The 25,825-nt window shown below is 41.7% G+C and carries 31 protein-coding genes and 4 tRNA genes; 25 read left to right on the forward strand and 10 right to left on the reverse strand.

Going from position 1 to position 25,825, the window contains the following annotated elements; genetic code table 11:
- Positions 1–134: 134 nt before the first annotated feature.
- The 5 genes from ACE01T_RS00645 to ACE01T_RS00665 all read right to left on the reverse strand — a co-directional run bounded on the left by ACE01T_RS00645 (position 135) and on the right by ACE01T_RS00665 (position 2,845).
- The gene (locus ACE01T_RS00645; RefSeq protein ID WP_395518554.1) at positions 135–920 is read right to left on the reverse strand and encodes a thiazole synthase; all 786 of its coding nucleotides are present in this window, start codon (positions 918–920) and stop codon (positions 135–137) included.
- Positions 921–931: 11 nt separating this feature from the next.
- Entirely contained in the window at positions 932–1,129 is a 198-nt protein-coding gene (thiS, locus tag ACE01T_RS00650; protein ID WP_395518555.1) for a sulfur carrier protein ThiS, read from the reverse strand.
- 16 nt (positions 1,130–1,145) lie between these two features.
- The gene (locus ACE01T_RS00655) at positions 1,146–1,511 is read right to left on the reverse strand and encodes a DUF423 domain-containing protein (protein ID WP_086195567.1); all 366 of its coding nucleotides are present in this window, start codon (positions 1,509–1,511) and stop codon (positions 1,146–1,148) included.
- Positions 1,512–1,658: 147 nt separating this feature from the next.
- Positions 1,659–2,528 carry an RNA polymerase sigma factor RpoH gene (gene rpoH, locus ACE01T_RS00660; protein ID WP_086195566.1) on the reverse strand — a complete coding sequence of 290 codons (870 nt, stop codon included), beginning with the start codon at positions 2,526–2,528 and terminating at the stop codon, positions 1,659–1,661.
- Between the two features lie 140 nt (positions 2,529–2,668).
- Positions 2,669–2,845, reverse strand: a complete 177-nt coding sequence (locus ACE01T_RS00665; RefSeq protein WP_395518570.1) for a sulfurtransferase TusA family protein — start codon at positions 2,843–2,845, stop codon at positions 2,669–2,671.
- On the opposite strand from ACE01T_RS00665, the gene ACE01T_RS00670 reads away from it, so the two are divergent.
- From ACE01T_RS00670 to rhlB, 3 genes are all read left to right on the forward strand, one after another.
- Positions 2,784–2,918 (forward strand): hypothetical protein, encoded by a 135-nt coding sequence (locus ACE01T_RS00670; RefSeq protein WP_395518573.1) that lies wholly within the window; start codon positions 2,784–2,786, stop codon positions 2,916–2,918. The two genes, ACE01T_RS00665 and ACE01T_RS00670, sit on opposite strands and share 62 nt — an antisense overlap.
- Positions 2,919–3,284: 366 nt before the next feature.
- Positions 3,285–3,497 (forward strand): cold-shock protein, encoded by a 213-nt coding sequence (locus ACE01T_RS00675; protein WP_004648643.1) that lies wholly within the window; start codon positions 3,285–3,287, stop codon positions 3,495–3,497.
- Between the two features lie 99 nt (positions 3,498–3,596).
- Positions 3,597–4,748, forward strand: coding sequence for an ATP-dependent RNA helicase RhlB (gene rhlB, locus ACE01T_RS00680; RefSeq protein ID WP_092818448.1), 1,152 nt, complete (start codon positions 3,597–3,599; stop codon positions 4,746–4,748).
- Between the two features lie 130 nt (positions 4,749–4,878).
- Here rhlB and ACE01T_RS00685 read toward each other — a convergent pair whose 3' ends face one another.
- A complete protein-coding gene (locus ACE01T_RS00685) occupies positions 4,879–5,259 on the reverse strand; it encodes a hypothetical protein (protein WP_395518556.1) in 381 nt (126 codons plus the stop codon).
- A gap of 227 nt (positions 5,260–5,486) precedes the next feature.
- Here ACE01T_RS00685 and ACE01T_RS00690 point away from each other — a divergent pair, with 227 nt between their 5' ends.
- The 14 genes from ACE01T_RS00690 (at position 5,487) to ACE01T_RS00755 (ending at position 18,678) form a co-directional block, all read left to right on the forward strand.
- Positions 5,487–6,062 carry a nitroreductase family protein gene (locus ACE01T_RS00690; RefSeq protein WP_395518557.1) on the forward strand — a complete coding sequence of 192 codons (576 nt, stop codon included), beginning with the start codon at positions 5,487–5,489 and terminating at the stop codon, positions 6,060–6,062.
- A gap of 33 nt (positions 6,063–6,095) precedes the next feature.
- Positions 6,096–7,169, forward strand: a complete 1,074-nt coding sequence (locus tag ACE01T_RS00695; RefSeq protein WP_395518558.1) for an NAD(P)H-dependent glycerol-3-phosphate dehydrogenase — start codon at positions 6,096–6,098, stop codon at positions 7,167–7,169.
- 71 nt (positions 7,170–7,240) lie between these two features.
- Positions 7,241–7,696, forward strand: coding sequence for a phosphohistidine phosphatase SixA (gene sixA, locus ACE01T_RS00700; protein ID WP_395518559.1), 456 nt, complete (start codon positions 7,241–7,243; stop codon positions 7,694–7,696).
- 30 nt (positions 7,697–7,726) lie between these two features.
- Positions 7,727–8,866 carry a type II secretion system protein GspL gene (gspL, locus tag ACE01T_RS00705; protein WP_086195559.1) on the forward strand — a complete coding sequence of 380 codons (1,140 nt, stop codon included), beginning with the start codon at positions 7,727–7,729 and terminating at the stop codon, positions 8,864–8,866.
- Positions 8,866–9,345, forward strand: coding sequence for a type II secretion system protein M (locus tag ACE01T_RS00710; protein WP_086195558.1), 480 nt, complete (start codon positions 8,866–8,868; stop codon positions 9,343–9,345). Before gspL ends, ACE01T_RS00710 begins: the two co-directional genes overlap by 1 nt.
- A 90-nt stretch (positions 9,346–9,435) precedes the next feature.
- A complete protein-coding gene (locus tag ACE01T_RS00715; protein WP_395518560.1) occupies positions 9,436–10,446 on the forward strand; it encodes a quinone-dependent dihydroorotate dehydrogenase in 1,011 nt (336 codons plus the stop codon).
- Entirely contained in the window at positions 10,443–11,027 is a 585-nt protein-coding gene (locus tag ACE01T_RS00720) for a CvpA family protein (RefSeq protein WP_180041771.1), read from the forward strand. The genes ACE01T_RS00715 and ACE01T_RS00720 overlap by 4 nt, the downstream gene beginning before the upstream one ends.
- A gap of 24 nt (positions 11,028–11,051) precedes the next feature.
- Positions 11,052–12,590 (forward strand): amidophosphoribosyltransferase, encoded by a 1,539-nt coding sequence (purF, locus tag ACE01T_RS00725; protein ID WP_086195555.1) that lies wholly within the window; start codon positions 11,052–11,054, stop codon positions 12,588–12,590.
- 129 nt (positions 12,591–12,719) lie between these two features.
- Positions 12,720–14,570 carry a M48 family metalloprotease gene (locus tag ACE01T_RS00730; RefSeq protein WP_373423497.1) on the forward strand — a complete coding sequence of 617 codons (1,851 nt, stop codon included), beginning with the start codon at positions 12,720–12,722 and terminating at the stop codon, positions 14,568–14,570.
- A 97-nt stretch (positions 14,571–14,667) separates the two neighbouring features.
- Positions 14,668–15,333 (forward strand): hypothetical protein, encoded by a 666-nt coding sequence (locus tag ACE01T_RS00735; protein ID WP_395518561.1) that lies wholly within the window; start codon positions 14,668–14,670, stop codon positions 15,331–15,333.
- Complete coding sequence (locus ACE01T_RS00740) at positions 15,330–16,298, forward strand: 2-hydroxyacid dehydrogenase (protein ID WP_395518562.1); 969 nt, start codon at positions 15,330–15,332, stop codon at positions 16,296–16,298. Before ACE01T_RS00735 ends, ACE01T_RS00740 begins: the two co-directional genes overlap by 4 nt.
- Before the next feature lie 112 nt (positions 16,299–16,410).
- Complete coding sequence (locus ACE01T_RS00745; protein WP_395518571.1) at positions 16,411–17,823, forward strand: M48 family metalloprotease; 1,413 nt, start codon at positions 16,411–16,413, stop codon at positions 17,821–17,823.
- Positions 17,824–17,869: 46 nt separating this feature from the next.
- Positions 17,870–18,238: a GFA family protein gene (locus ACE01T_RS00750; protein WP_200222689.1), complete on the forward strand. Its 369-nt coding sequence runs from the start codon at positions 17,870–17,872 to the stop codon at positions 18,236–18,238.
- A gap of 77 nt (positions 18,239–18,315) precedes the next feature.
- Positions 18,316–18,678: a hypothetical protein gene (locus tag ACE01T_RS00755; RefSeq protein ID WP_180041761.1), complete on the forward strand. Its 363-nt coding sequence runs from the start codon at positions 18,316–18,318 to the stop codon at positions 18,676–18,678.
- Between the two features lie 90 nt (positions 18,679–18,768).
- Here ACE01T_RS00755 and ACE01T_RS00760 read toward each other — a convergent pair whose 3' ends face one another.
- Positions 18,769–19,215: a GatB/YqeY domain-containing protein gene (locus ACE01T_RS00760; protein ID WP_395518563.1), complete on the reverse strand. Its 447-nt coding sequence runs from the start codon at positions 19,213–19,215 to the stop codon at positions 18,769–18,771.
- A 34-nt stretch (positions 19,216–19,249) separates the two neighbouring features.
- Positions 19,250–19,465, reverse strand: a complete 216-nt coding sequence (rpsU, locus tag ACE01T_RS00765) for a 30S ribosomal protein S21 (protein ID WP_001136722.1) — start codon at positions 19,463–19,465, stop codon at positions 19,250–19,252.
- A gap of 145 nt (positions 19,466–19,610) precedes the next feature.
- Between rpsU and tsaD the strand changes: the two genes are divergently transcribed.
- Complete coding sequence (tsaD, locus tag ACE01T_RS00770) at positions 19,611–20,627, forward strand: tRNA (adenosine(37)-N6)-threonylcarbamoyltransferase complex transferase subunit TsaD (RefSeq protein WP_086195547.1); 1,017 nt, start codon at positions 19,611–19,613, stop codon at positions 20,625–20,627.
- A 93-nt stretch (positions 20,628–20,720) separates the two neighbouring features.
- Here the strand turns inward: tsaD and ACE01T_RS00775 are convergent, their stop codons facing one another.
- The gene (locus tag ACE01T_RS00775; RefSeq protein ID WP_166166599.1) at positions 20,721–21,593 is read right to left on the reverse strand and encodes an ATP-binding protein; all 873 of its coding nucleotides are present in this window, start codon (positions 21,591–21,593) and stop codon (positions 20,721–20,723) included.
- A gap of 188 nt (positions 21,594–21,781) precedes the next feature.
- Here ACE01T_RS00775 and ACE01T_RS00780 point away from each other — a divergent pair, with 188 nt between their 5' ends.
- The 6 genes from ACE01T_RS00780 (at position 21,782) to ACE01T_RS00805 (ending at position 24,689) form a co-directional block, all read left to right on the forward strand.
- Entirely contained in the window at positions 21,782–23,293 is a 1,512-nt protein-coding gene (locus tag ACE01T_RS00780) for a DUF3336 domain-containing protein (RefSeq protein WP_395518564.1), read from the forward strand.
- On the forward strand, positions 23,253–24,110 hold the full coding sequence (locus ACE01T_RS00785; RefSeq protein WP_395518565.1) for a protein kinase domain-containing protein: 858 nt from the start codon (positions 23,253–23,255) through the stop codon (positions 24,108–24,110). Before ACE01T_RS00780 ends, ACE01T_RS00785 begins: the two co-directional genes overlap by 41 nt.
- 107 nt (positions 24,111–24,217) lie before the next feature.
- A tRNA-Leu gene (locus ACE01T_RS00790) sits at positions 24,218–24,302 on the forward strand.
- A 34-nt stretch (positions 24,303–24,336) separates the two neighbouring features.
- A tRNA-Trp gene (locus tag ACE01T_RS00795) sits at positions 24,337–24,410 on the forward strand.
- 37 nt (positions 24,411–24,447) lie between these two features.
- Positions 24,448–24,532: transfer RNA gene (locus ACE01T_RS00800), tRNA-Leu, on the forward strand.
- Between the two features lie 71 nt (positions 24,533–24,603).
- Positions 24,604–24,689, forward strand: a tRNA-Leu gene (locus tag ACE01T_RS00805).
- Between the two features lie 140 nt (positions 24,690–24,829).
- On the opposite strand, the gene ACE01T_RS00810 is transcribed toward ACE01T_RS00805, so the two are convergent.
- Positions 24,830–25,033, reverse strand: a complete 204-nt coding sequence (locus tag ACE01T_RS00810; RefSeq protein WP_086176023.1) for a hypothetical protein — start codon at positions 25,031–25,033, stop codon at positions 24,830–24,832.
- A 493-nt stretch (positions 25,034–25,526) separates the two neighbouring features.
- On the opposite strand from ACE01T_RS00810, the gene ACE01T_RS00815 reads away from it, so the two are divergent.
- Complete coding sequence (locus ACE01T_RS00815; RefSeq protein WP_166167792.1) at positions 25,527–25,799, forward strand: hypothetical protein; 273 nt, start codon at positions 25,527–25,529, stop codon at positions 25,797–25,799.
- Positions 25,800–25,825: the final 26 nt, after the last annotated feature.

The raw sequence follows: 25,825 nt of genomic DNA on the forward strand, positions 1-25,825 counted from the left end.
GTGACAAAACCTGAATCCTGGTCGTTAAAGTGTTTGTTTGCACTCATATTTTAACTGTTAGGACTCAGGTTTTTTTATTTAAAGCAAACTATGGGACAGCAGTGCTCCTCTGAGTCCTTTTTTAAATTCTAACTTTATTTAAAGAAATAACCGGTTTCAGGTGAACTGGCATTGGCCATACGTTTACGAGGCATACGGCCTGCAAGGAATGCTTCGCGACCCGCTTCAACCGCTTTTTTCATCGCAGAGGCCATTAAGATAGGATTTTGCGCCGCAGCAATAGCAGTATTCATCAATACGCCGTCACAACCCAATTCCATTGCAATCGCGGCATCACTGGCAGTACCTACACCAGCATCGACCAGTACTGGAACTTTGGCATTTTCCTTAATAATAGAAATGGTATGCGGATTTAAAATCCCTAAGCCTGAACCAATCAGACTGCCTAGAGGCATAATGGCTACACAGCCCATGCTCTCTAATTCCTGAGCAATAATCGGGTCATCCGAGGTGTAGACCATAATCTCGAAACCATCATCAATTAAGGTACGTGCTGCTTTTAAGGTTTCGGTAACATTGGGGTAAAGGGTTTTTTCATCGCCGAGTACTTCCAGTTTTACCAGGTTGTGCCCATCCAGCAGTTCACGCGCCAGCATACAGGTACGCACAGCACTGTTTGCATCAAAACAGCCTGCGGTATTAGGCAGAATGGTATATTTTTCTGGTGGGACTACAGAAAGCAAATTCGGCTGATCAGGATGCTGGCCGATATTGACCCGACGGATTGCGACTGTGACAATCTCTGCACCGCTGGCCTGAATGGCTAAATCGGTTTCAGCTAAATCTTTATATTTACCTGTACCAACCAATAAGCGTGAATTAAAAGTACGAGAACCAATTATAAGTGGGGTGTCTTCCATGGGAGCTCCGATTAACCGCCACCGACGGCATGAATAATTTCAATATGATCTTCAGCGCAAATTAGGGTCTGTGCCAACTTGCTTTTGGAAATGATCATTTCATTCTGTTCTACAGCAAAACGTTTACCTTCAAGTTCAAGCTCTTGAATTAATTCTAGTAAATTAGTGCATGAGGTGTTTTTTTCTTCGCCATTCAAATAAATTTGCATCGTTAATTACCTTATTCTATTTCACGTATTTAAAGGCATTCCATGCCAGTACCAGCCAGCCTGCAATCATTAAAGCGCCGCCAATTGGGGTAATTGCTCCTAAACCGCGGGGTAGGCCTAAGGCCATGACATAGAGTGAACCACAGAAAAAGAAAATACCGACCTGAATCAGGATAAAACTGGCTTTAATGGGAAGTTGGGGGATGACTCTGGCTAAAATGGCCAGCGCCAAAAGCCCAAGCGCATGATAGAAAAAATAATCAGTTGCGGTATGCCACCACGCCAATTGAGCTTCTGTTGCACGTGTTTTTAAGCCATGTGCACCAAAAGCACCAAGCATGACAGCAAAAGCTAAATTGAGGGCTGAAATTGCAATCCACATAAGCAATGACTACCTGAGTAAATTTGCCCCATAACTTAGCATATTCTGGTACTTGCACGGAAGGCAAAAAGCAACATTACTGCAGCCTGCATATGAAAAAAGAGCACTTGGCCCTTTTTTCGAAATACCTTGCATATGTTCGGTCATCTAGTTGGAAGACATGGCCACTTTAATTTTTTCCATGGCGTTTTTTTCAAGCTGGCGAATCCGTTCCGCAGATACATTATATTCAGCGGCCAGTTCATGCAGGGTTGATTTTTCATCATCCAGCCAGCGACGCTGTAAAATGTTGCGTGAACGGTCATCCAGTTGATCCATGGCATCATGCAGGGCAGAAGTACTTTGTTCTTCATAGTCGTCTTCTTCAGCCAGGCGTGCCGGGTCATAACGGTTATCTTCCAGATATAAGGCTGGAGCAACATGGGTTGAACCTTCATCGTCATCATCGCCTTGCGCTTCAAAAGCAGCATCGTAGGCGGTCAGGCGGCCTTCCATTTCCAGCACCTGTTCAGGTGTGACATTCAAGTCATTGGCAATGGATTGTGCTTCATCCAGAGTGAGTTTTTTACTGGATTTTTTTAAACTGCGTAAATTGAAAAACAGTTTACGCTGTGCTTTGGTCGTGGCAATTTTAACAATACGCCAGTTACGGATCACGTATTCATGAATTTCAGCTTTAATCCAGTGTACGGCAAATGACACCAAGCGCACGCCCATATTTGGGTCGAAACGTTTCACTGCTTTCATTAAGCCCAAGTTGCCTTCCTGAATCAGGTCGCCTTGCGGCAAACCATAACCGGCATAACTGCGGGCAATATGAACCACAAAACGTAAATGAGACATCACGAGCATTTTCGCAGCATCTAAATCTTGGTCATAAAAGTAGCGTTCGGCCAACTCTTTTTCTTGTTCAGCCGTTAAAATAGGAATCTGATTGACAGTACTTATATAAGCACCGAGATTTACCCCTGGTGCCGATAATGACAGGGGCATCAATTGATTGCTGCTGTCACTCATGTGTTCTCCTTGAGAGTTGGATGACATAACCATCTTAATAAATTTATCTTAATCCAATATTTCAGCGAGTTTAGGAAATTTGGGTAGAGAAATGTAATTTTTTATGCACATTTGAAACGTTCTAGTTTAATTGAAAATAATTAAGATTCAATTAAGTAGTGATATTCAAAATCAGAAATTTTAGTCATATTGCAGTTCATTTGATGCATTGAACAATAACGCGTTACATCTTGCTGACTATGTGGATCTGAAGATTTGAGTAAAAATATGCCGCCTGATTTGTTCTTGATCGCTCGCTTAAGCATCAATAACGGCATGGGGCAAGGCTTACCCATGGCATCAATGATTATTGCTGAATTGGTCAGATCATTCATCGCATTTAATATCTAATTCAATTTCGATAAATATTAGCAAATTTAGTGCCAAAGCCCAATAAAATTATAGAACTTCAACATAAAAGTACTTCTCTAAAATAAGGAAATAATTAGTAAAAAAGAAGCCGAATCAAAAAGAAGATTAATCAAAAAAAACAGTATGAATTGTCATAAACCCGTGTTAAGCTCGTTGCGTATTCAAATTTATGACAGCATTTTAAATGTCTTAAAATTGGATATTGCAATGGATGTAACCGGGATTTTGTTAATAGTAATACAGAATGATTACAAGCTTAGAAATAATAATTATTTTTAAACCTTGTTTACTCTGCTGTTTGCAACACCGGGTGGTCCTTTAATTAAATACAATGAGGATTAACTTATGACAGCTCGTGAACAAGGCGTAGTTAAATGGTTCAACGACACTAAAGGCTTCGGCTTTATTCAACGTAACGGCGGCGACGACGTATTCGTTCATTTCCGCGCTATCCAAGGTGACGGCCACCGTTCACTTCGTGATGGTCAACGTGTTGAATTCAGCGTAGTTAAAGGTCAAAAAGGCTTCCAAGCGGAAGAAGTACAACCTTTAGACTAATCGCCTGATTATTCATGAGAACGCCCCAATGTAATTTGGGGCGTTTTTGTTTATAATAGATTCCTATTTTTCCTGATCATTAAGTTAGAGCACCTTTATATGTCATCTGGTTTTGAAACCTTAAATTTACATCCGAAACTGAAACAGGCGATTGATGCTTTAGGTTTCAAAGAAATGACACCTATTCAGGAAAAGGTTTTAAAATTCACTTTGGCTGGACATGATGCCATTGGCCGTGCACAAACCGGTACAGGAAAAACAGCGGCTTTCCTGGTCAGTGTCATTAATGATTTGCTGAATAATCCGATTAAAGAACAACGCTTTCGTGGCGAGCCGCGTGCGCTGATTCTTGCGCCTACACGTGAGCTGGCTTTACAGATTGAAAGTGATGCCAAAGAGCTGACCAAATTTACCGACCTGCATCTGGTGACTTTGCTGGGTGGGGTAGATTTTGATAAGCAGAAAGCCCAGCTGGATAAAAATTTTGTCGATATTATTGTGGCGACACCAGGTCGTTTAATCGACTTTGTGGAGCAAAAAGAAGTCTGGCTGGACCAGATTGAATTTTTGGTGATTGATGAAGCAGACCGTTTGCTGGATATGGGCTTCATTCCATCGGTAAAACGTATTGTGCGTTTTTCTCCGCGTAAAGAACAGCGTCAAACTTTAATGTTCTCTGCCACCTTTAGCTATGATGTGTTGAACCTGGCGCAACAGTGGTTGTTCGAACCGGTGACTGTGGAAATTGAGCCGGAAAAGAAAACCAATGCCGATGTAGAACAGCGCGTGTATATGGTTGCCAAAACAGATAAATATAAGTTGTTGCAAGAAATCCTGCGTGATGAGCCGATTGAAAAAGTCATGATTTTTGCCAACCGTCGTGACCAGGTACGCAAGCTTTATGATCATCTGAAAAAAGATGGTTATAAGGTGGTAATGCTTTCAGGTGAAATTGCACAAGACAAGCGCCTGAAAATGCTGGATCAGTTTAAGAACGGTCAGCATAATATTATGATCGCAACCGATGTTGCAGGTCGTGGTATTCATGTGGATGGTGTTTCCCATGTCATCAACTTTACCTTGCCTGAACAGTCGGATGACTATGTTCATCGTATAGGTCGTACCGGTCGTGCGGGAACGCGTGGGGTAAGTATCAGTTTCTTGTCTGAAGATGATGCGTTCTATCTTCCGGAAATTGAAAAAGCGATTGGCCAGAAATTACCTTTGACCCGTCTGGAAGGGTATTGCTAGTTTTAAGAAATTTATTGCCGCATTAAAGAGTAGATACAACAAAAAAGCCGCTTCAATAAGCGGCTTTTTTGTTTGGGCTTTAGACAGCTTTATTCAATGAGTAAGATGAAATAGAACATTATTTGAATGTTTAGTTGGCTCGACAAGTGAAGGTCAGTACGGTTTGATAGTCTTCATCGCGTGCCAGACTGCCGCTTTTGCCAGCCAAGGTGCCAAGGACGGTGGTTGCAGCCTGAATCATTTGTCCGGTTTGCTCATCGACTACACCTTTTAAGGCACCGTTGTATTCGGTTTTTTCATTCACGATGACAGGGGTGGCTTTTTTGCCACAGGCGTTATTTGCTGCAGTAATCGCGTTATTTTTAGATATTAAACTGCTTTTACCAATTCCCGTCACTTCATATTGATTATTTTCTTTTTGAATCGCTAAAGATGTGGTCGGATTGGATGCACAGGCAGTTAAGGCGAGAGCAACGACAACAGTTGAAGCGAGTGCAAAGACTTGTTTCATCTTTTTCCCCTGGATTGTTTTAAAGAGAATTTAAGCTATTTGAACATGATTTTTTGAATGATTTTTGAAGGACTTGTATGAAATATGCAGCTTTATATGAACTCTCTGTGACTGAAGCTTAGTTCAGTGGGCCATTGTGGAGTAGACATTCACTTAACGCTCTAGAGTAACTGAACAAGATTATGCTAATCTTGGTGAAATATTTTAGTACACAGATATAAAAGTCAATGACGGATTCAGTGGTAGATACGGTTCATCAGAATATTCATCAGCGTCAGTCGATTGGGCATTTGGTTGAACCTGCTCCGAATGCAGAGCAACTGGAGAAAGCCTTTCAGGCGGCTTTGACTGCGCCGGACCATCATCGGTTAAAGCCCACCCGTTTTGTTGTTATTCCGAGTGATCAGCGTGAAGCCTTTGGTGAGTTGCTCTCCAGAGCTTTGGCGGATTTAGGTGAAACTGATCCTGTTCAATTGGATCGGGTAAAAAATCATCCATTTCGTGCACCATTACTGGTTTTGGCCTTAACCCAATTTCAGCCACATCCGAAAGTGCCTAATTTTGAACAGACCTTAAGTTCAGGCGCAGCAATTGAAAACTTCTTGTTGTCTTTGCAAGTGCAAGGCTTTTCAACTATGTGGCGTAGCGGGGCAGTGGTTGAGTCGCCATTGTTTAAGCGAATCTTGGGGCTGTCAGAAGATGATTTAATTTCTGGAATTATTTATATTGGAACCGCAGCGAAAGCGATTCCAGCGCGTACAGCAGTGGATACACAAAACTATGTCAGTTATTGGAATAAGTAACTGTATTGAATCATGAGTTGAGATATAAAAATAATGTCAGAGTTGAAATTTTCAGATCTTGTTGAACCGGTTGCAATTGATCAAAAAACGGCCTTGCGTGTAACCGTGTTGGGTGGTGGCAGTTTCGGTACGGCAATGGCCAATACTGCTGTACGCAATGGTTGTGACACCATGATCTGGATTCGTGATGAGGCAGCAGCAGCAGAAATTAATCAGACCCATATCAATAAACGCTATTTACCCGATTTTGTTTTGGAGCCGGGTTTAAAGGCGGTATCGGATTTAGAAACGGCTGTCTGTAATCGTGACATTATTCTGGTGGCTATTCCTAGCCATTCTTTTCGCGATGTACTGAAACAAATCAAGCCTTTTATCAGCTCGCAGGCCGTCATTTCCTTAACCAAAGGCATTGAGGCGAAAACCTTCCATTTCATGAGTGATATTATTCGTGAAGAATTGCCTCAGGTTCCCTATGGTGTGCTTTCCGGGCCGAATCTGGCCAAGGAAATTATGGCCGGGCAACCTGCAGGAACGGTGATTGCCAGTCAATCTGAACTGGTACGTTATGCTGTACAGCAAGCATTGCATAGTGCATTGTTCCGGGTTTTTGGTAGTGATGATGTGCATGGTGTGGAACTGGGTGGAGCTTTAAAAAATATCTATGCGGTTGCCATGGGCATGGCTGCTGCTTATAAAGTGGGTGAAAACACCAAGAGCATGATTCTGACCCGCGCACTGGCAGAAATGAGCCGTTTTGCGGTGAAACTGGGTGCAAACCCGTTGACATTCCTGGGATTGTCTGGCGTGGGTGACTTGTTTGCAACCTGTAATAGTCCGCTCAGCCGTAACTATCAGGTGGGTTTTGCCTTGGGTTCAGGGAAGCCCCTGGAGCAGGCCACCCAAGAATTGGGTCAAACTGCGGAAGGGATCAATACCATTGTGCAGGTGCGCAGCCGTTCGGAAGAATTAGGTGTGTATATGCCCATTACCAGTGCTTTATATGATGTGATTTTTGAAGGTGCGCCACCTTTAAGCATTGCACTTTCACTGATGAAAAATGGCCACCGCAGTGATGTAGAATTTGTTTTACCTCACAATGAAGTGTAATTTTTAAATCATCTTATTGCGTTCATAAAGCTTGGTTATAATGGCTGCATATTTGAAAATAAGGAATTTTTATGCAACTTACCTTAGTCCGTCATGGTGAAGCCGCTCCTGCGGTGCATGGCAATGATGACAAGCGTCCTTTGACCGAGCGTGGACATACGCAGGCCCAACTTACCGCAGAATATTTAAAGGATATTATCCGGCCTGATGCTTTTGTGGTGAGTCCCTTATTGCGCGCGCAGGAAACCCTGGCACATTTGCAACATTATTTTCGTGATGTACCCGTACTGGTGTGTAATAAGATTAAACCGGATGATGATGCAAAATTGGCAGTGGACTGGCTGTCACAGCTTCCTTATGAGTCTATTGTGGTTGTGTGCCATATGAATGTGGTGGCGCATATTGCAGCATTGTTGACCGCAGAACCTTTTCATCCGTATGCTCTGGCTGAAGCGCGGATATATGAACAGGCAGTGATTGCAACAGGATTATCAACACAGTTAAAAAGTTTTATTCCAAATGTATAAAATATTAATTAAAACGGCAGAAAAATATTGATGTTGTATTTATGGATGCCTGAAGCCAATGGGGTTTGGCACTGGTCAACTGGAGAGAGTTGGTCTCAGGCCTTTAGTCTTGAACAATTAATTCAAGATATTCAAGGCTATCATGGACAAGAAGCTGTGGTATTTTTTCCCAGTCGTGATGTACAAATGCTGCAACAGAGTCTATCCAGGCCCCAGTACAAGAAATTGGGTACGGATGGGGTTAAATATTTATTAGAAGAATTTGTGCTTTTGCCCATCGATTCCATGAAAATATTGCATCATTTTCAAAATCCCGATCAGTTAATCATTTTGGGTGTGGCAAATAGTACGGTTGAAACCTTGCAACATGCTTTGAACTTAATCCCGGTTAAAGTTGCTTCCTTATTGCCCGATTTTCTCATTTTACCAGCTCCAGAAGTGGGGCAGATCATCATTGCGAACCTGTCCGGGCGCTTGCTGGTGCGTGAAAGTGAATTTATGGGCAATTCGGTGGATGATCTGGCACTGTTTTTAGATTATCAGCCTTCGGGGCAATCTTATAAAATCAGTAATTTTACCGCTGAACAAATGCAAAGCCTTGAAGCCATGGTGACGCAGGAACAGATTGAATCTTTCCATTATGAAATACCGGTATTAAAAAAAGCGCGACTTCATCCTTTTAATATTCTACCTAAAGCTAAAAACAGTCAGGCTATGTCCGGTTATTGGAAAGCCTGTGCTGCTGTCTTGGTTGCTGCTATTGTTGTCCAGTTTGGCTATGATGCAACATGCTGGTATAAATATAAAAAAGTGGCAGACCAGACTGCGTTGCAAGCGATTGATCAGTATAAGTACTGGTTTGGACAGAGTAGTCGTGTGACCGAGCAGAATTTAAAAAGCCAGTTTGAAAGTCATGTACGCTTAAATAAAAGTGCCAATACTCAAGCTTTACAGCTGCTAAGCCGGATTGGTCCAGTGCTGATGCAAAATCAGATCGTGGCTAATCGTATCAATTATGAAGCTTCTATTTTAAATATGGAATTGAAAGCCAATTCTGCGGCTGCTTTGCAAAATTTAACCCAGCAGCTCAATCAGCAAGGCTTTAAGGCAGAATTAGGCACTGTTCAGCCCAATGGTCCAGGTGCAATTGGATTGGTGAAAATACAATAATGAATACATCAGAAAAACTGCAAAACTCGATTGATCAATTCATTGAAAGAGTCACGGATTATCTGGACCAGCTGTCGCAACGTGAACGTTATATGGTGATCTTTACCACTATTTTTGTTGTGATTGCGGTTATTGGTTCGGCACTCTGGTATATGCATGCCGCTGCGAATAAACAGCAGAATCGGGTCAATGATCTTAAGGATATGATTGTATGGATGCAAAGTAATGCAGTCACCATGAAACCTGCAGATGACGTGCAGTTAACTGCTGCAGAAAAGGTTCAGCGTGTTGCCCAGCAGCAGGGATTATCGGTGGCTTCCCAGCAAACGGGTGAGCAAATCCAGATTGTTGCGGCACATGAAAATTATGCCATCTTGGCAAATTTTTTAACCCAATTAGTACAAATGGGTCTAAGCCTTGAGAAAATAGAACTAATTTCTGATGCTGGTCAGATTAAATTAACAGCGACAGTGCAATAAAGGGTAAAAATAAAGATCTGTGAAGCATGGCGTTTTCTGCGGGCTATGCCTATAATATGCCGACTTAAAAAGCAGTAGACTTTTATAGATATGTTGTATTCTCTTGCCCGCCCTTTGTTGTTTTCTTTAGCACCAGAGCGTGCACATGAGCTCACACTATCGTTATTGAAATCAGCTCATCGCATGGGCATGATGCGTCAAAACGTAGCGTCCAAACCTGTGACCTGTATGGGAATTGAATTTCCCAATCCGGTAGGTTTGGCAGCTGGTCTGGACAAAAATGGCGCTTATATTGATGCTCTGGCTGGGCTGGGCTTTGGTTTTATTGAAATTGGAACCATTACACCACGTCCCCAATCGGGCAATCCACATCCCCGTTTATTCCGTTTGCCTGAAGCCAAGGCCATTATTAACCGTATGGGATTTAATAATGACGGTGTAGACAAGCTGATTGAAAATGTCAAGGCAGCAAAATTCAAAGGTATTTTGGGCATTAATATTGGTAAAAATGCCGATACCCCGGTTGAAAATGCTGTAGATGATTATCTGATCTGTCTGGAAAAAGTCTATAACTACGCTTCCTATATCACGGTCAATATTTCATCGCCGAATACTAAAAATTTGCGCAGCCTGCAAAGCGGCGATGCGTTAACAGAATTGCTGCAAACCTTGAAAAAACGTCAGCTTGAACTGGCGGAAGAGTATCAGCATTATGTACCTTTAGTGCTTAAAGTTGCTCCTGATCTGACCGACGAAGATATCCAGTTCATTGGGAAACAGTTAATCCAGTTTAAAATTGATGGTTTGATTGTGACCAATACCACCTTGTCTCGTGAAGGGGTGGAAAACCTGAAATATGGCAATGAAGCGGGTGGTTTGTCCGGTGCGCCTGTATTTGAAAAAAGTACCGCTTGTCTTGCTGCTTTTGCTAAAGTATTAAAAGGTCAGATTCCATTGATCGGGGTAGGCGGGATTTTGTCGGGCGAACAGGCTGTTGCGAAACAACAGGCCGGTGCCAGCCTTGTACAAATTTATAGTGGTCTCATATATACAGGTCCAGCCCTGATTAAAGATTGTATTGATGCTTTAAACACACCATGAATACACTGGATATCTTTATACTGATTATCTTGCTCATTGGAGGGCTCAACGGTTTGCGACAAGGATTGGTTTCAGCCTTTGCGAACTTGGTAGGATGGGTTCTTGCGCTGGTCATCGGTGCAAAATACGCAGCCATCCTGGCACCTTCGATGGTCTCGCTCAGTGGAGATCCAGTGGTACAAAAAATAGCAGCTTTTGCATTTATTGTATTGGTCATGGTGGTGTTAACCTGGATTGTCACCGCATTTCTGAACAAAGTATTGAAGAGCCTGAAACTCGGCCCATTGAACCGTTTGGCAGGTGGTGCTTTTGGCTCTTTAAAAGGTTTATTGATTGTACTCATCACCATGCAGGGCCTGGGTCCCTGGGTGGAAAGTTCTCCTCACTGGAAACAGTCTAAATTTGTACAACTCCTTATTCCGTATGCGCCCTGGGCGACCGAACTTTCTAAAGAAGCGGCGCAAGGGGCACTTGCTCATATCAAGTCTGAAGACGCAGCGTCATCTTCCGACTCATCGTCTGAAAAAACGCAGAAGCATGCAGCGCGTACAGGCGAATCAACAAATAATCCTTTTTATTAATCCTAGCTTGTTTGCGAGGTTGCTATGTGTGGAGTAGTTGGTATAGCTGGTAAGTCACCCGTTAACCAAATGTTGTTTGATGCATTAACGATGTTACAGCATCGTGGTCAGGATGCAGCCGGAATAGTAACCTGTCATAAAGGGCGGCTATTCCTGCGTAAAGACAACGGTATGGTACGAGATGTCTTCCATACGCGTCACATGCGTGCATTGCTAGGGAATTACGGTATTGGTCATGTGCGTTATCCGACAGCGGGTTCTTCGAGCAGTGCAGAAGCACAGCCATTTTACGTGAACTCGCCTTACGGAATTACCCTGGCGCATAACGGTAACTTGACCAATGCTGAAGAAATTCATGAAGATTTGTTTAAAACAGATCTTCGTCACATGAATACCGATTCGGATTCTGAAGTACTGTTAAACGTTTTTGCTCATGAAATGCAGAAAAGTGGCGAGTTGAATCCGTCGCCGGAAGATATATTCAATGCGGTGACACGTGTACATGAGCGCTGTAAAGGTGCCTATGGTGTGGTTGCCATGATTACTGGACATGGTCTGGTGGGTTTCCGTGATCCAAACGGTATTCGTCCATTGATTTATGGTTCTCGTGAAACGGAAAAAGGCCTTGAATATATCATTGCTTCCGAGTCTGTAGCGATTACCGCTTTAGGCTTTAAAGTTGAACGTGATATTGAACCAGGCGAAGCTATTTTGATTACTTCAAAGGGTGAGCTGTTTAGCAAACAATGTGCTGAAAATCCTGAATATCGTCCTTGTATTTTTGAATATGTATATTTTGCACGTCCAGATGCCATCATTGACGGCATTTCAGTGTATAAGGCACGTTTAAAAATGGGCGAAAAGCTTGCCAGCAAAATTATCCGTGAATGGGGTGATGAGCATGACATTGACGTGGTGATTCCAATTCCGGATACTTCTCGTACTTCCGCTTTGGAACTGGCAAATAGTTTGGGTGTTAAATTCCGTGAAGGTTTTGTGAAAAACCGTTATATCGGACGTACCTTCATTATGCCGGGTCAGCAGCAACGCGAGAAATCGGTACGTCAAAAGCTCAACCCGGTTGAACTGGAGTTTAGAGGCAAAAACGTTTTACTGGTGGATGACTCGATTGTACGTGGTACCACCTGTAACGAAATTATTCAAATGGCACGTGATTCCGGGGCGAAAAAAGTATTCTTTGCTTCGGCTGCACCGATGGTAAAATATCCAAACGTGTACGGTATTGATATGCCAGCAAAAGCGGAACTGATTGCCTCAAACCGCAGTGTTGAAGAAATCCGTGAAATTATTGGTGCAGACCGTTTGATTTTCCAGGACCTGGAAGATCTAAAAGGCGCAGTTCGTACCAACAAGGTACCAGCATTACAGGAATTTGACTGTTCGGTGTTTGATGGTGTGTATGTAGCGGGCGGTATCGATGAAGCTTATCTGGAGGAACTGGAAAGCAAGCGTAATGACTCTGCTAAAAAAGCTCAAGATGGTTATATTGATGTCAATATTGATGCGGCGTCAGTGGACTTGACTGGCGTGAAAGAAGAATAAATTCTTCTTGCATGCGATGAAAAGCGGGAAATTCCCGCTTTTTTAATTTATGATGAGTAGATAAATACAATGTAATAAAGGAACTTTACATTGAAGAGTGCGGGTTATTCTTTTATTCAAAACAAAAATATGATTTGGTCTGCAAGTATCTGTGTACTCGCGGTGTTGCTGACATTATTTATTTTAAATACCATTTTGGGGTTGAATGTTTTTTATTTTGATCAAACTCAATCCATCTTCTGGCATGTGTTAAGTCCCTATTTGATTGCTTTATTACTGAGTGTGATGGCTGTTTCTATAGGGTATGAGTTCTATGTTTTTCGTTCTGGTGGACATTCACTGGCGAAACAGATGGGGGCTCGTCGTTTAAATTTAATCGAAAGTATTCCTGAAGAAAGCATAGCCCTAAAAATTACCGAACAGCTGGCTGAAACCTTTTTAATTGATACACCTACGGTATATGTGTTGCCTGATGAAGTTGGGGTAAATGCACTGACAGCCGGATTTTATCCACGTGATATTGTGATCATTTTAACCTGGGGTGCTTTGCAGAATCTGGATGAATTAGAACTTTATGGTTTGTTAAGTCATGAATTCAATAAAATTTTATCGGGTGAAACAGCTGAAAATACGCGTCTAAAAATTCTTTACAGCAGCCTGACGACTTTGAGCCAGTGGGGCAGTAAAATTGCCAAATTAGGCTTTACCAAGCATGGTCGGGCATATAGGCATAAACTTGCGACTTTCTTTGTAGCTATGGGTGGGCTGATCTGGTTGGTTGGGAGTTTAGGGGTTTTGATTACCCGTTTTATTAAATATATTTCACTCGGTAGCCGCACTTTTAAGAATGATCAAAAAACCAGGCGTCTGATTCAAAATGATGCCAATGTGCAAACCTTATTGAGAATTCATGTACATCATTCAGGATCACAAATTCATAGCGAATATGCAGAATCCATTTCGCATATGTGTTTTGCTAATTCTTTAGGTCCACAAAACTGGATGAATATTCATCCGCGTATTGATCAACGTATTTATGAGTTGAATCCTGGTCTGGTGCAGGATTTACAGCTTGAAAATTTGAAGAAATTACGCAATCAGCCCTTATTTAGCCTGTTTCGTTCGCTTGAAGAGCTGAACAGTGAAGTTTATATACCCTGGAGCTCCCCGCAACCCTTGCCATTGCTGCGTCTATCACCGATCAGTTTTGCCCTGAAGGATGCCATTAAACCCTTAAATCCAGAAATTCGAAACAATATGCAGCGTCCTGAATTAATCCAGCGTGCATTGCAGACTGCTACGGGTTCACGGGAAGTGATGGTGGCCATTTTAATGATTCGGCAGTACCGTGAATTTATTCCGGCTGAAGCCGAAGTCAGCCGTGCCATTGTGGATTCATTACTGCATTTAGATGGACGGGTTCATATCTCGATCTTTCGCGAGGCATGTAAAAATATTGGCTCTATGCCAGCGACCATTGCACGCCAGTTTTTGATGAAACTGGCGCGAATTATTCAGGAAGATGGTGAAATTGGTTTATTGGATGCTTTATTGCTTGAATATGTGAAACATGAATTGAATCTTTTACCGATTCATACTCCAACGTCTTTGGATGAGGTGAAACCGCATATTGTGCGTTTGATTGATGCCTTATTGCATGTGCAGCAAATTAATAGCCACAATCAGCTTGATGTGCGTGAAAAAATCCTGAAACGGGTATTAACTGTAAAAGAACTGGAAATTTATGCTGAAATTTCGGACGAGCCGATTGATTTAGCAGAAATTTTGAATGATATTGCGGGTTTACTACTGCGTGACCGTCTGAGTATTTTAGGCATTGCAGAATTATGTTTGTGGAATGATCGTATTATTACCCAAGATGAACTGGATGTTCTGGAGCTGTTGTATTGGCGTTTTGGTTTTGAAACCGATGAAATTGTCGAGTTGATGCAGAAGAAAAACAGTTTGATGATAGTCTAATCCCCATACGACAAAATGCCGGATGATTCAATAAAAGCCCAGCAAAAAATCGCTAATCTCGTTAGAATATCCACTATTCAATTGGTGATGAAAAAAGATGATAGGGCATCAGCGTGACATATTGGCAACTTTAGGAATTGATATCTGGGTTCCTCGGGATGTTGTATGTCAAAAAATGCCATCTTCATCGCTGTGGCGAGATCAGGCAGCAGCTGAATATCAGACTGAAATTGTGCTGGCAAAAGCACCAGCCGTACTACCACTAGCCCTTAAAGCAGACCAAAGGCAAGAGCCTGAACGCACCGAGTCTTTAATCTCTCCAATTGCAGCAGTAGAAAAAAAAATAGAAATTGTCGCCGAGGAGATAGCAACACGTCCGGCACAGCAAATTTCCCCTTTTCAACTGCAAGCATTCGCTTTATCACACTGTGTAATTGTAGTGGACACAACAGAAATTACCGCTGAGCAGCAGCAACTTTGGCATAATATTCAACATGCAGTATCGGGTGAATATAATGAATTGCAGTGGCCATTTCCTTTAATGAGTTTTCAGGATGGTCACGGTGCGGAAAGTTATGTACAAGGCTTTTTAGATGCAATCAGTGAAGATAAAAATATTATTTTTCTGGGGCAGAGTGCTTATTTAAAACATTCAAAAAGCATCAATCTGGCGGGTTTGCAGGAAATGCTGACTCAGCCCCTGTTAAAAAAACGCTTGTGGCAGTTTATGCAAAAATCGTCTCAAAACACGGATAGAACATGAACAAGAAAGTCGTGGTTTTTAGCCAGTTAGATCAGGATATCCTTCAGCGCTTGCAACAGCAATATCAGGTGGTCATCATTAACCCGAAACAGGGGGATGTCAACCAACAGATTCTTGAGCAAGTTAAAGATGCCGATGCAATGATTGGTGCAGGGCGGTTATTGAATGAAAATAATCTAGCAACTGCGCAACAGCTTAAAATTATTTCCAGTGTCAGTGTGGGTTATGACAATTACGATCTGTCCTATTTAAACCAGCAAAAAATCTGGTTATCCAATACCCCGCATGTATTAACCGAAAGCACTGCCGATTTGGCGTTTAGTCTGCTGATGAGCGCAGCACGTAAAGTTCCGACTCTGGATCAGTGGGCCAAGCAGGGTAAATGGCAACGCACTGTGGGGACGGCGCAATTCGGGCAGGATGTTTTTGGTAAAACTTTGGGGATCATCGGTTTGGGCAATATCGGTGCTGCGATTGCACGCCGTGGCTTTTATGGTTTTAACATGAACATTCTTTACCATAACCGCCGTGAAAAACTTGAACTGGCGCAGCCTTTAAATGCCCGTTATTGTGCTTTGGATGAGTTGTTGCAGCAGTCTGATTTTGTAGTGGTTGCTGTTGATCTCAATGCTGAATCTCAGGCCTTGATTGGGCAGCACGAGTTCGATCAAATGCAGTCGCATGCAGTTTTTGTCAATATTGCCCGTGGTTCTGTGGTGGATGAGCAGGCACTCATTAATACACTTAAAGCCGGCAAAATTTTTGCTGCTGGACTGGATGTTTATGTAAAAGAGCCTTTGCAGGAATCAGAACTTTTTGCTCTGGAAAATGTGGTGACTATGCCGCATGTCGGTTCTGCGACTGCGGAAACGCGTAAAAAAATGGCTGAGCTGGCCTATTGTAACCTGGTGGATGTGCTGGAAGGCCGTACACCGCCTTATCTGGTGAATCCGGCCTTTGCTTAAACTTTGATAACACTTCATTGCAAATTGCTCCAATTTTCAATGTTATAGTCAGGTGAATTGAAAAAAGCAGTTTGAGAACATCACATTGAAACGGTTTTTATGGGCGTGTAACCTGACTTTGATTTCAGCAATCACATTAACGCACAGTGCAAATCTCAATTTAACCTCACAATTTAATGTTCCTGAAATTGGTAGCGGTGTTGGTCTGATTGACCAGCAAAAAGAAAAAATGATTGGTGAAAAGGTCTTTCGTGAAGTCCAGCACCAAATGCCTGTCTTGCAAAATCCGTGGCTTGAAGATCAGTTGGGGAGTGTATTTTCACATATTTTAAGCCAGACCCAGCTGGGTCAGCCCATAGGGCTGGTGATTATCGATGATCCTCAAATCAATGCTTTTGCCGTTCCGGGTGGATTATTTGCCATCAATACGGGCTTAATCACTTCTGCCCGAAATATGGATGAAGTGGCTGGGGTGATGGCTCATGAAGTGGCCCATGTGTCACAGCGTCATTACAGTCGATCACAAGAGGCGTTTAAGGGGCAGGGCCTGTTAACTGTGGCAGGATTACTGGTTGGCGCGCTAATTGCTTCTCAAGCTGATGGTGATGCTGGAACTGCAGTCATGCTGGGTTCTCAGGCGGCATTGATGGATAAACAGCTGAACTATAGTCGGAATCAGGAGCGTGAAGCAGACCGGATTGGCATGCAGTATATGTATAGCGCAGGCTATAACCCACAAAGTATGGCGGACTTTTTTGAAGTCATGGACCGGGCAACCAGTAAAGTCAGTTTCTTGCCTGATTTCTGGCTCACCCATCCACTCAGTACAGAACGGATGAGCGAAGCGCGTTTAAGAGCTAATCAATTCCCTCTGGTAAAATCAAATTTACATGATGAAGATTTTGAAATACTGAAGTGGTACAGCAAGGTCATTTCTAACCAGACCACAGAGCAACAACTTCAGGTTTTGGCGAATCGCAATAATTTTGCCGGCCAGCTGGCATTGGCTGCATTTTATTTAAAACAAGGCGATTATGTTTTAGCTCAGCAAGTTTTAGATCAGGCAAAAGCACAGCAGCGTTTAAATAATCTGCTGGTTCTTATTCAAACCGATATTTATTTGGGACAAAATAAAACCGAGCAAGCTTATCAGGCGATTCAATCAGCAGCACGGATTATGCCGGAAAACAGGGCTTTGGCTTTTAAACTGGCGGAAGTCTATATCCGTCAAAAAGAGCCTGCACAAGCTTTCAGTCTGATCCAACGCTTTATTAATAAAAATCCGCGTGATATTCAGGCTTGGCGCCTGATGCAGCAAGCGGCCAATATAGACCGGTTGTCACCGTTTAGAACGGTGAATGTGCTGCGTTATCGGGCAGAAGTAGAATACTGGTCGGGTTCGGAAGAAAATGCGATTAAGTCTTTATTACATGCACAGCGCTTGGCTAAAGATAATGCTGTGTTAGCTGCAAAATTAAAAGTACGGATTCAGGAAATGCAAAAAGAGCGACAGCTCAGAATTTAATTGCATATGATTATGTTGCCGTGATAATAAAAACAAGGAGTAACACATGCTAGAAGGTCAATGCTTATGTGGAAGGGTGAAATATCGTTATCAGGGTGAAATTGAAAAAACCATCGTCTGTTACTGTAAAGATTGTCAAATGGCGCAAGGCTCAATCTTTGCCTGGAACAGTCCGTTACAGCAATCAAAATTTGAAATTACCACTGGACTTAAATTTTTAAAAGAATATTTCCATAGCCCGAATAAAGCACGGGTTTTTTGTCAGGAATGTGGTAGTCCAATTTATTCTTATCGGGTCGATTTACCTGACATTATTCGTTTACGTTTGGGAACGGTCACTCAAGGTCATTTACCTGCGCCTTCCGAGCAAGCCTATGCACAATATAAACCTGATTTTCTGTATATGGATGAATAAAATCTGCAGCTGAATTTGCTCACTTTGTGATAATCTGCGGGTGAATTTATGGTTTTAATGATTAAATGTATTAATTTATGAAAAAAATATTATTTTCCTTAATATTGTTGGGGTGTGCAGGATCAAATGTAGCGGTTGCGAGTGTTGAGCAATACGTCGCAGCGGTGGATCAAATTTCTGCTGAATATAAGCAACAAACGAGAAATTTTTTTACAAGCTTAGATCCACAGCAAACCACCTTTACTTCACAGCAGCAAGCACAGTTTTGTGGAATCGTGGGTAATTATGTCGAGCAGTTATATCAAGCGGCAGATCAGAACAGGGAGTCTTTAGATCGTCAATTTAGACATATGACCAAGCAAGACGTCATTAATAAAGTGATGTCATCAAAAGAAATGCTGATTTTGAAAAAATATAATATTCAGTGTGATCTGAAATAATCGGGAATGTTTATAAGAGATTAGATGAAACATTTGAACTGTCTTTGCTTAAAGGCAGTTCAACAATAAAGAACGATTTTAGAAGTGGGGTTAGCTAAGTTTAGCTTTAATTTTAGCTGAAACTTGTGCAGGATCGGCGCGCCCGGCTATGAGCGGACGCAGAGAATTCATCACCTTACCCATATCTTTCATGCTAGTAGCTTCTTGTGCAGTAATCGTCTGCGCAATGATAGAATCAAGCTCTTCCTCAGTCATAGCTTCTGGTAGAAATTGAGATAACACTTCAATTTCGGCTTGTTCCTTACTAGCTAAATCATCTCGGCCAGCGCCTTTAAAGGCTTTAACCGATTCTTTACGTTGTTTAATTTGCTTTTCAATGACCGCAAGAACTTGAGCATCGTCAAGCTCTTTGCGCTCATCGACTTCGATTTGCTTAATTGCTGCCTGCAGACTACGAATAACCGTCAACTTATTCATTTCTTTAGCACGCATTGTTGCTTTCAAAACTTCAGTGATTTGGTTTTTTAAAGTAGTCATTTATTTAGTCCAGGCAGTCAATCACAAATTAATCTTAGTAAAGGCGTGTAGTACGAACTGATTCGCGAGCCAATTTCTTTTGGTAACGTTTAACAGCAGCAGCTTTTTTACGTTTACGTTCTTGAGTTGGTTTTTCGTAGAATTCACGTTTACGAACGTCAGCTAAAACACCTGCTTTTTCGCATGAACGTTTGAAACGACGGATAGCTACGTCTACTGGTTCGCCTTCTTTCAATTTAACTTGTGGCATGAAGAATCCTCATTAAGTTATGGATAAGATCTAGGCTGAATTGCCTTCGATCACAAGTGAAGTGCAGTATTTTACTCATTTACATCTCATATCACAAGTCTATAATAGCTTTAGCAATATTTAGATACGGGTAAAAGGCAGTTTAATGATCGTTCTGGGCTTGGAAACTTCTTGTGATGAAACTGGGTTAGCACTCTATGACAGTGAAGTCGGCTTAATAGGACAGGTGTTATATAGTCAGATTAAACTGCATGCCGAATATGGTGGAGTGGTCCCGGAACTGGCTTCACGCGATCATGTGCGTAAGTTAATTCCTTTAATGAATCAGTTGCTTGAACAAAGCAATATTAAAAAATCAGATATTGATGCAGTCGCCTATACACGTGGTCCCGGCTTGATGGGAGCGCTTATGACCGGTGCACTGTTTGGTCGTACCTTGGCGTTCGCGTTAAATAAACCAGCGATTGGTGTGCATCATATGGAAGGTCATATGTTGGCGCCTTTGTTGTCTAAAACTCCGCCAGAATTTCCGTTTGTCGCTTTATTGGTCTCTGGCGGGCATACTCAGCTCATGGCAGCTCATGGCATTGGTCAATATGAATTGCTGGGTGAATCAATTGATGATGCTGCTGGTGAAGCTTTTGATAAAGTGGCAAAGATGATGGGCTTGCCTTATCCAGGTGGTCCGAACATTTCAAAACTGGCTGAGCAAGGGAATCCAGAAGCCTTTGCTTTCCCGCGTCCAATGCTGCATCAAGGTCTGGATTTTTCATTTAGTGGTTTAAAGACGGCTGTTTCCATTCAATTGAAAAAAGTGGAAGGTCAAGGTCGTGAAGCCGATATCGCAGCAAGCTTCCAGGAAGCGCTGGTAGATACATTGGTAAAAAAATCGGTAAAAACACTGAAACAGACCGGTTTAAAACGTTTGGTGATTGCAGGTGGTGTAAGTGCCAATAAGCGCTTACGTGAACGTTTGGAAGCGGATTTGGCTAAAATTAAAGCCCAAGTCTATTATGCAGAACCCGCGTTATGTACTGATAATGGTGCCATGATTGCCTTTGCCGGTTATCAGCGTTTAAAAGCAGGGCAGCATGATGGTCTGTCTGTGACGACTACGCCACGCTGGCCAATGACAGAGTTGACCAATCCAAGCGAAGCTTAAATATAAAGAATTAAAAAAGAGGCGAGAGCCTCTTTTTTAATTTTGGAAAAGAATATGAGAGATTCTTTTCCAGTGTTCACAAATTTAAGCTAATTATTGAGACTGAAGTAGTTGTGATCCAATCCAATGCTTAGAGAATTGATACGCTGCACGCCCTGAACGCTGTCCACGTGCCTGACACCATCTTAAGGCTTCGGCGCGTACTTCATCTGTCATGGACATACCAGCTTTTGCTAAATAGTGCTGCACGATTTCCAGGTATAAGTTTTGATCCATCGGATAGAACGACAGCCACATACCGAAACGGTCAGACAGTGAAATTTTTTCTTCAATGGCTTCTTGTGGGTGTAGCTCGGTGTATTGAGGAACATCCATACGCGTTATCGGGGTGTTTTCATGCATAAATTCCGGCAATAAATGACGGCGGTTGCTGGTGGCATAAATAATAAAATTGCTTGAACCGGATTGTAATGAACCATCCAATACACTTTTTAAACTGCGATAGTTTTCATCTTCTGCGTTAAAAGCCAGGTCATCACAATAGACAATAAATTTTTCAGGACGATTTTCAATCAATTTCTGAATCATCGGCAAATCGGCCAAATCATCACGTTCAATTTCAATTAAACGCAAGCCTTCAGATTCATACTCGGTTAATAATGCACGTACAATTGAGGATTTCCCTGTGCCGCGTGAGCCAGTCAGTAGTACATCGTTGGCAGGCAAGCCTTTTAAAAATTGCCGGGTATTTTGAATCACTTTTTCTTTTTGTTTTTCTATACCTTTTAAATCGTCCAAATAGATTTTTTTAGGCTGCTGAATGGCGTTTAATTGTTTATTTTGCCACTTATAAGCCGAAGCTTCAAAGTTGGTTTCTTGTTTCAGTTCAGGTAGGTTTTGCTGTAGCTGTTGGAGTACAGTCGAAAGAACTTGTAATATATTGTCAGGTAAATCAATTGTTGCCATGATGGTTCAGCTTATACGGATAAAGTGAAAAAGGTCATTTTACATGGAAACTGTATGTCAAATAGCCATAGTTTGCCAATTGAATAGGCGGTATGATGATGGATTAATCACTTGTTGATTGTACAAAGATGATGTTCGATACCCGATCAGGGACAGGAAATAACAATGAAAGTGTTTGAGGGATAGATATGTTATTTAATGATTTCACGACAAATATTAATCCACATCAAGCATACCGTATAAAAAAATTAAAAAGTCAGCTCGCTGCGGCTGAAACATATGAAGAATGGAAAAGCATTGCCCTAAAAATAGATGAAGAATCCGGTGCTCAAGAATGGAAATTGGATAACTGTTCACCTTATTTTGATGCCGAAATTATTTCTGGGCGATTAAGCAGGTTAAAACGCTACCGTTTTCAAAAACGTACCCAAGATCTCATGTATATATTGCGTGAAGGTTTAAGCTACGATATCGCAAATATTGCACATCCCATGCTTTTTAATGCTACCTATGTGGGCACTAAAAAAATTATTGAAGATTATGTGGAAGAAGTCAGTGACAGCCTGGCTTATATTGCTTCGAGCAACTGTACTTGCTTGCCTATGGAAAAAAAAATAGAGTTCTTTCAGCAGTGTAAAAAAGCTTATGGCCAGCCTGCGATCATGTTTTCAGGTGGAGCAACTTTAGGACTGTTTCATACCGGCGTATGTAAAGCACTGCTTGAACAGGATTTAATGCCTAAAGTATTATCCGGTTCGAGTGCCGGGGCAATCATGACCACCATGCTCGGTACTTCAAAACCTTCAGATATTACCGGTCTTTTAAATGGTGAAAACTTTTTTACCGAAGCTTTTCACTTTCGTAAATTTGGTGACCTTTTAAAGGGAAACGGTGGTTTTGCCGATGTAAAATACCTGAAAAAATTCCTGATTGAAAACTTGGGTGATGTGACATTTGAAGAAGCCTTTAAAACTTCCGGTTTACATATTAATGTCGCTGTAGCACCTTATGACACCTCACAACAAGCCCGCATCATGAATACTTATACTTCGCCAGATTTACTGGTTTGGAGTGCGGTGTTGGCATCCTGTGCTGTGCCCATCCTGTTTCCACCAGTTAAGCTCACCAGTAAGCGTTACGATGGCAAATTGACCCCTTATATGTCCAATACCCGTTGGGTAGACGGCAGTGTAAGAAGTGATTTCCCGCAAGAAAAAATGGCGCGACTGTATAACTTAAATTACACCATTGCCAGTCAGGTGAATCCACATATTGTGCCATTCATGCAAAGTGATGCAGAACGCTACCGTCGAGATGTGATGAGCTGGCCAGAGCGCATTGTACGTCGTCAGGGCAAAGTTATTACCAAGGGAATTATGGATTTTGCGCGTGGCCGAGTCGGAATGCTTCCTCCTGTACGCCGTTTGCTCGATCATGGATATGGGGTGATTGATCAAGGTTATTATGGGGATGTGAATATCGTAGGTGATTATAGTCTGCGCCATTATAGTTACATGTTCCAGAATCCACGCCCATATTTGTTCAAGTTATTGCAAAGAGAAGGAGAGCGGGCAACCTGGCCGAAAATATCTTCTATCGAAACCCATGCCCGTGTCGGTAAAACCATTCAGCACTGTTTAGAGCTTTTAAGTTATCAGCATGATCCAGAGAAAAAAACCGCAGAATTTATTGCAGTTTAAAGATGTGGATTTTTCTAATATCCATTTAATGTTAAAGACCAAGCCCAAAAGTTTAACTTTTGGGCGTTGTTTATATACCTTTGAATATCAGCAACAACGTTATTGGTTAAAAACCCAAAGCTTAAATAGCCACCCCAGTATTGAAGACGGGTTTCGAAATGAACTGCTTTTTTATCAGCAATTTTTAGCTCAAGCTAATTCTGCCAGCAGCCAGCCTGATTTTTTATTACCTTTTCAAATGATTTCTCATTTTAAAAGCCTGGCTGAATCACACATGTCGGGCAGTGCAGCATTGATTCTAAGCGATGCAGACTTATTGCTTGGTAATTGTGCCGAGATGTCACTACAACAGATCAAACAGACATTCTTGAAGCTTTTAGATGCCGTGGATCAGTTGCATCAGTTGGGTTGGATTCATGGTGATTTAAAACATGAGCACCTGGTTAAATATCAAAACCGCGCATGTTTAATCGATTTTGAGCAGGTACAAAAAGTCAATGCAATCCACAATCCGAAAAATCTAACGGCAACACCACGCTATATGGCACCTGAACTTTTTCAGGGTTCTGAAAAAACCGTGCAAACGGATATTTATGCGTTGGGTATTATTCTGTATGAATGGTTGAACAATCAGCGCCTGAGTGCAAAAAATTATCACGATTGGGCCTATTTGCATTGCCAGCAGCTAAATATTGAACTGCCACAACCTTATTTAGCATTTAAACAGCTTTTATGTGGCATGTTGGCCAAGCAAAAACAGCAGAGATTTACCGACATTGCTACAATAAAATGCTGCTTAGTCACTGAAAATGCTTAAGAAAAATACAGAAAAACGGTTTTTGTTTTTTATTTAAACAAACAAGTGGATTTTTCATAAAAAGGTCTTGTCATCAGGAATCGATCTCTATAATATACACAGCCATTGGGGACGTGGCGAAATTGGTAGACGCACTGGATTTAGGTTCCAGCGCCGCAAGGTGTGAGAGTTCGAGTCTCTCCGTCCCCACCACTTAAATATCAGCATAGTTTGATAATTAGGTTACAGAGGATTGGTGTAATGGTAGCATGACGGTCTCCAAAACCGTTCGTCAAGGTTCGAATCCTTGATCCTCTGCCAAGCTTTAAAAAATCCAACACACAGTTGGTACCCTGATGGGGACGTGGCGAAATTGGTAGACGCACTGGATTTAGGTTCCAGCGCCGCAAGGTGTGAGAGTTCGAGTCTCTCCGTCCCCACCATCATATTAAGGCAAGGTAAGCTACCTTGCTTTTTTGTTGTAAGAAAAATCCAGCACTAAGCTGGTCCTGACGGGGATATGGCGGAATTGGTAGACGCACTGTGTTCAGGTCGCAGCGCCCTCTGGGCGTGAGAGTTCGAGTCTCTCTATCCCCACCATATTAAAGCAAGGTAAATAGACCTTGCTTTTTTATTGCCTGTAAAAAGTGAACATAAATAAAAAGCCCAAAAAATGGGCTTTTAAAAATAGATTTAAAATTATTATTGTTTTGTCCTAATCCAAAATGACCAATAGTCTTTTAAGCTTTTAAATGATCTTCGAATTCTTCACCAAGTTGCATGGCAAGTGCATTACCTGCTAAATCACATGTGACCAGACCGTATTCTTTTTTGAAGCTAAAGGTAAACCCACGATTATCAGTCAATGATTTTACTGAATAGCCCAATTTTTCTAACCAAATACGAAATGCAATTAAATTTTTTGCCTTAACAACTTTCTTCACGAGAGAACTCCTTGTGTATTAGATACTGACCGCTATTAAATAATTAATAGGGATGCAGATATTTTTTTAAAGGGTAGCTTGAACAGGTTTTTTATAAAATAAATATTTTGTATTTTTTTTATGCAAGAAATGCGTAAATAATAATTAAATTGCGGATAAAACTAATCTTGTATTCAAGGAATTATTTTACATATTATTGATTTTTATTTATTTTAGTCTATTTTCTTGATTTTTTGAAATGGAAATATTTAAACACAATTTTAAGTAGAGCATGAATGTTTTTATCTTTGAGCAGTTTTGGGGAAGAATAAATTGGGGGGAGAATACCGAACTGAAGTGGAACAGCCATGTCATTTTATTCACAAATCAATAGCCGCCAAAAATGACAGTGCTTCATATTTAAAAAAAAGATAAAATATATGGCATTGTACCAAGAGAATTTATTGAATTCTGGCAGGTGCAAAATGTTGATCAAGGTGAAGACTGGATTGTAATGACCACAGAAACTATTGAACAGAATGTAATCAAGCAAATTCAGCAGATGCAGCAACAAGGTCAGGTACCTGTTGCTGTTATGCTGGGCCATGAGGACTGGCTATTTTTCGGCGAACAATCCAAAGTGTCCTATACGCCTTTTGGCAGCGCCCGTCGTTATCAACCGGCTTTAGGTGGGTTACTGCTAGTTCGTGTGGACGAGATGCATGTCACCAAAGTGGTTACGCAAGCCGAGCTCGATGCTTATACCCAAACCCATCAAATTTTATAAACTGTCATCGCTGCTACATGCTACAC

It is taken from the genome of Acinetobacter uliginosus, from assembly GCF_044130295.1.
Lineage (GTDB): Bacteria > Pseudomonadota > Gammaproteobacteria > Pseudomonadales > Moraxellaceae > Acinetobacter.

Bases quoted from the DNA above. Each gene is read 5' to 3' on its own strand.
- ACE01T_RS00645 (WP_395518554.1), bottom strand. From the start codon at position 920: ATGGAAGACACCCCACTTATAATTGGTTCTCGTACTTTTAATTCACGC.
- thiS (WP_395518555.1), bottom strand. From the start codon at position 1,129: ATGCAAATTTATTTGAATGGCGAAGAAAAAAACACCTCATGCACTAAT.
- ACE01T_RS00655 (WP_086195567.1), bottom strand. From the start codon at position 1,511: ATGTGGATTGCAATTTCAGCCCTCAATTTAGCTTTTGCTGTCATGCTT.
- rpoH (WP_086195566.1), bottom strand. From the start codon at position 2,528: ATGAGTGACAGCAGCAATCAATTGATGCCCCTGTCATTATCGGCACCA.
- ACE01T_RS00665 (WP_395518570.1), bottom strand. From the start codon at position 2,845: ATGCCGTTATTGATGCTTAAGCGAGCGATCAAGAACAAATCAGGCGGC.
- ACE01T_RS00675 (WP_004648643.1), top strand. From the start codon at position 3,285: ATGACAGCTCGTGAACAAGGCGTAGTTAAATGGTTCAACGACACTAAA.
- rhlB (WP_092818448.1), top strand. From the start codon at position 3,597: ATGTCATCTGGTTTTGAAACCTTAAATTTACATCCGAAACTGAAACAG.
- ACE01T_RS00685 (WP_395518556.1), bottom strand. From the start codon at position 5,259: ATGAAACAAGTCTTTGCACTCGCTTCAACTGTTGTCGTTGCTCTCGCC.
- ACE01T_RS00690 (WP_395518557.1), top strand. From the start codon at position 5,487: ATGACGGATTCAGTGGTAGATACGGTTCATCAGAATATTCATCAGCGT.
- ACE01T_RS00695 (WP_395518558.1), top strand. From the start codon at position 6,096: ATGTCAGAGTTGAAATTTTCAGATCTTGTTGAACCGGTTGCAATTGAT.
- sixA (WP_395518559.1), top strand. From the start codon at position 7,241: ATGCAACTTACCTTAGTCCGTCATGGTGAAGCCGCTCCTGCGGTGCAT.
- gspL (WP_086195559.1), top strand. From the start codon at position 7,727: ATGTTGTATTTATGGATGCCTGAAGCCAATGGGGTTTGGCACTGGTCA.
- ACE01T_RS00710 (WP_086195558.1), top strand. From the start codon at position 8,866: ATGAATACATCAGAAAAACTGCAAAACTCGATTGATCAATTCATTGAA.
- ACE01T_RS00715 (WP_395518560.1), top strand. From the start codon at position 9,436: ATGTTGTATTCTCTTGCCCGCCCTTTGTTGTTTTCTTTAGCACCAGAG.
- ACE01T_RS00720 (WP_180041771.1), top strand. From the start codon at position 10,443: ATGAATACACTGGATATCTTTATACTGATTATCTTGCTCATTGGAGGG.
- purF (WP_086195555.1), top strand. From the start codon at position 11,052: ATGTGTGGAGTAGTTGGTATAGCTGGTAAGTCACCCGTTAACCAAATG.
- ACE01T_RS00730 (WP_373423497.1), top strand. From the start codon at position 12,720: ATGATTTGGTCTGCAAGTATCTGTGTACTCGCGGTGTTGCTGACATTA.
- ACE01T_RS00735 (WP_395518561.1), top strand. From the start codon at position 14,668: ATGATAGGGCATCAGCGTGACATATTGGCAACTTTAGGAATTGATATC.
- ACE01T_RS00740 (WP_395518562.1), top strand. From the start codon at position 15,330: ATGAACAAGAAAGTCGTGGTTTTTAGCCAGTTAGATCAGGATATCCTT.
- ACE01T_RS00750 (WP_200222689.1), top strand. From the start codon at position 17,870: ATGCTAGAAGGTCAATGCTTATGTGGAAGGGTGAAATATCGTTATCAG.
- ACE01T_RS00755 (WP_180041761.1), top strand. From the start codon at position 18,316: ATGAAAAAAATATTATTTTCCTTAATATTGTTGGGGTGTGCAGGATCA.
- ACE01T_RS00760 (WP_395518563.1), bottom strand. From the start codon at position 19,215: ATGACTACTTTAAAAAACCAAATCACTGAAGTTTTGAAAGCAACAATG.
- rpsU (WP_001136722.1), bottom strand. From the start codon at position 19,465: ATGCCACAAGTTAAATTGAAAGAAGGCGAACCAGTAGACGTAGCTATC.
- tsaD (WP_086195547.1), top strand. From the start codon at position 19,611: ATGATCGTTCTGGGCTTGGAAACTTCTTGTGATGAAACTGGGTTAGCA.
- ACE01T_RS00775 (WP_166166599.1), bottom strand. From the start codon at position 21,593: ATGGCAACAATTGATTTACCTGACAATATATTACAAGTTCTTTCGACT.
- ACE01T_RS00780 (WP_395518564.1), top strand. From the start codon at position 21,782: ATGTTATTTAATGATTTCACGACAAATATTAATCCACATCAAGCATAC.
- ACE01T_RS00785 (WP_395518565.1), top strand. From the start codon at position 23,253: ATGATCCAGAGAAAAAAACCGCAGAATTTATTGCAGTTTAAAGATGTG.
- ACE01T_RS00815 (WP_166167792.1), top strand. From the start codon at position 25,527: ATGACCACAGAAACTATTGAACAGAATGTAATCAAGCAAATTCAGCAG.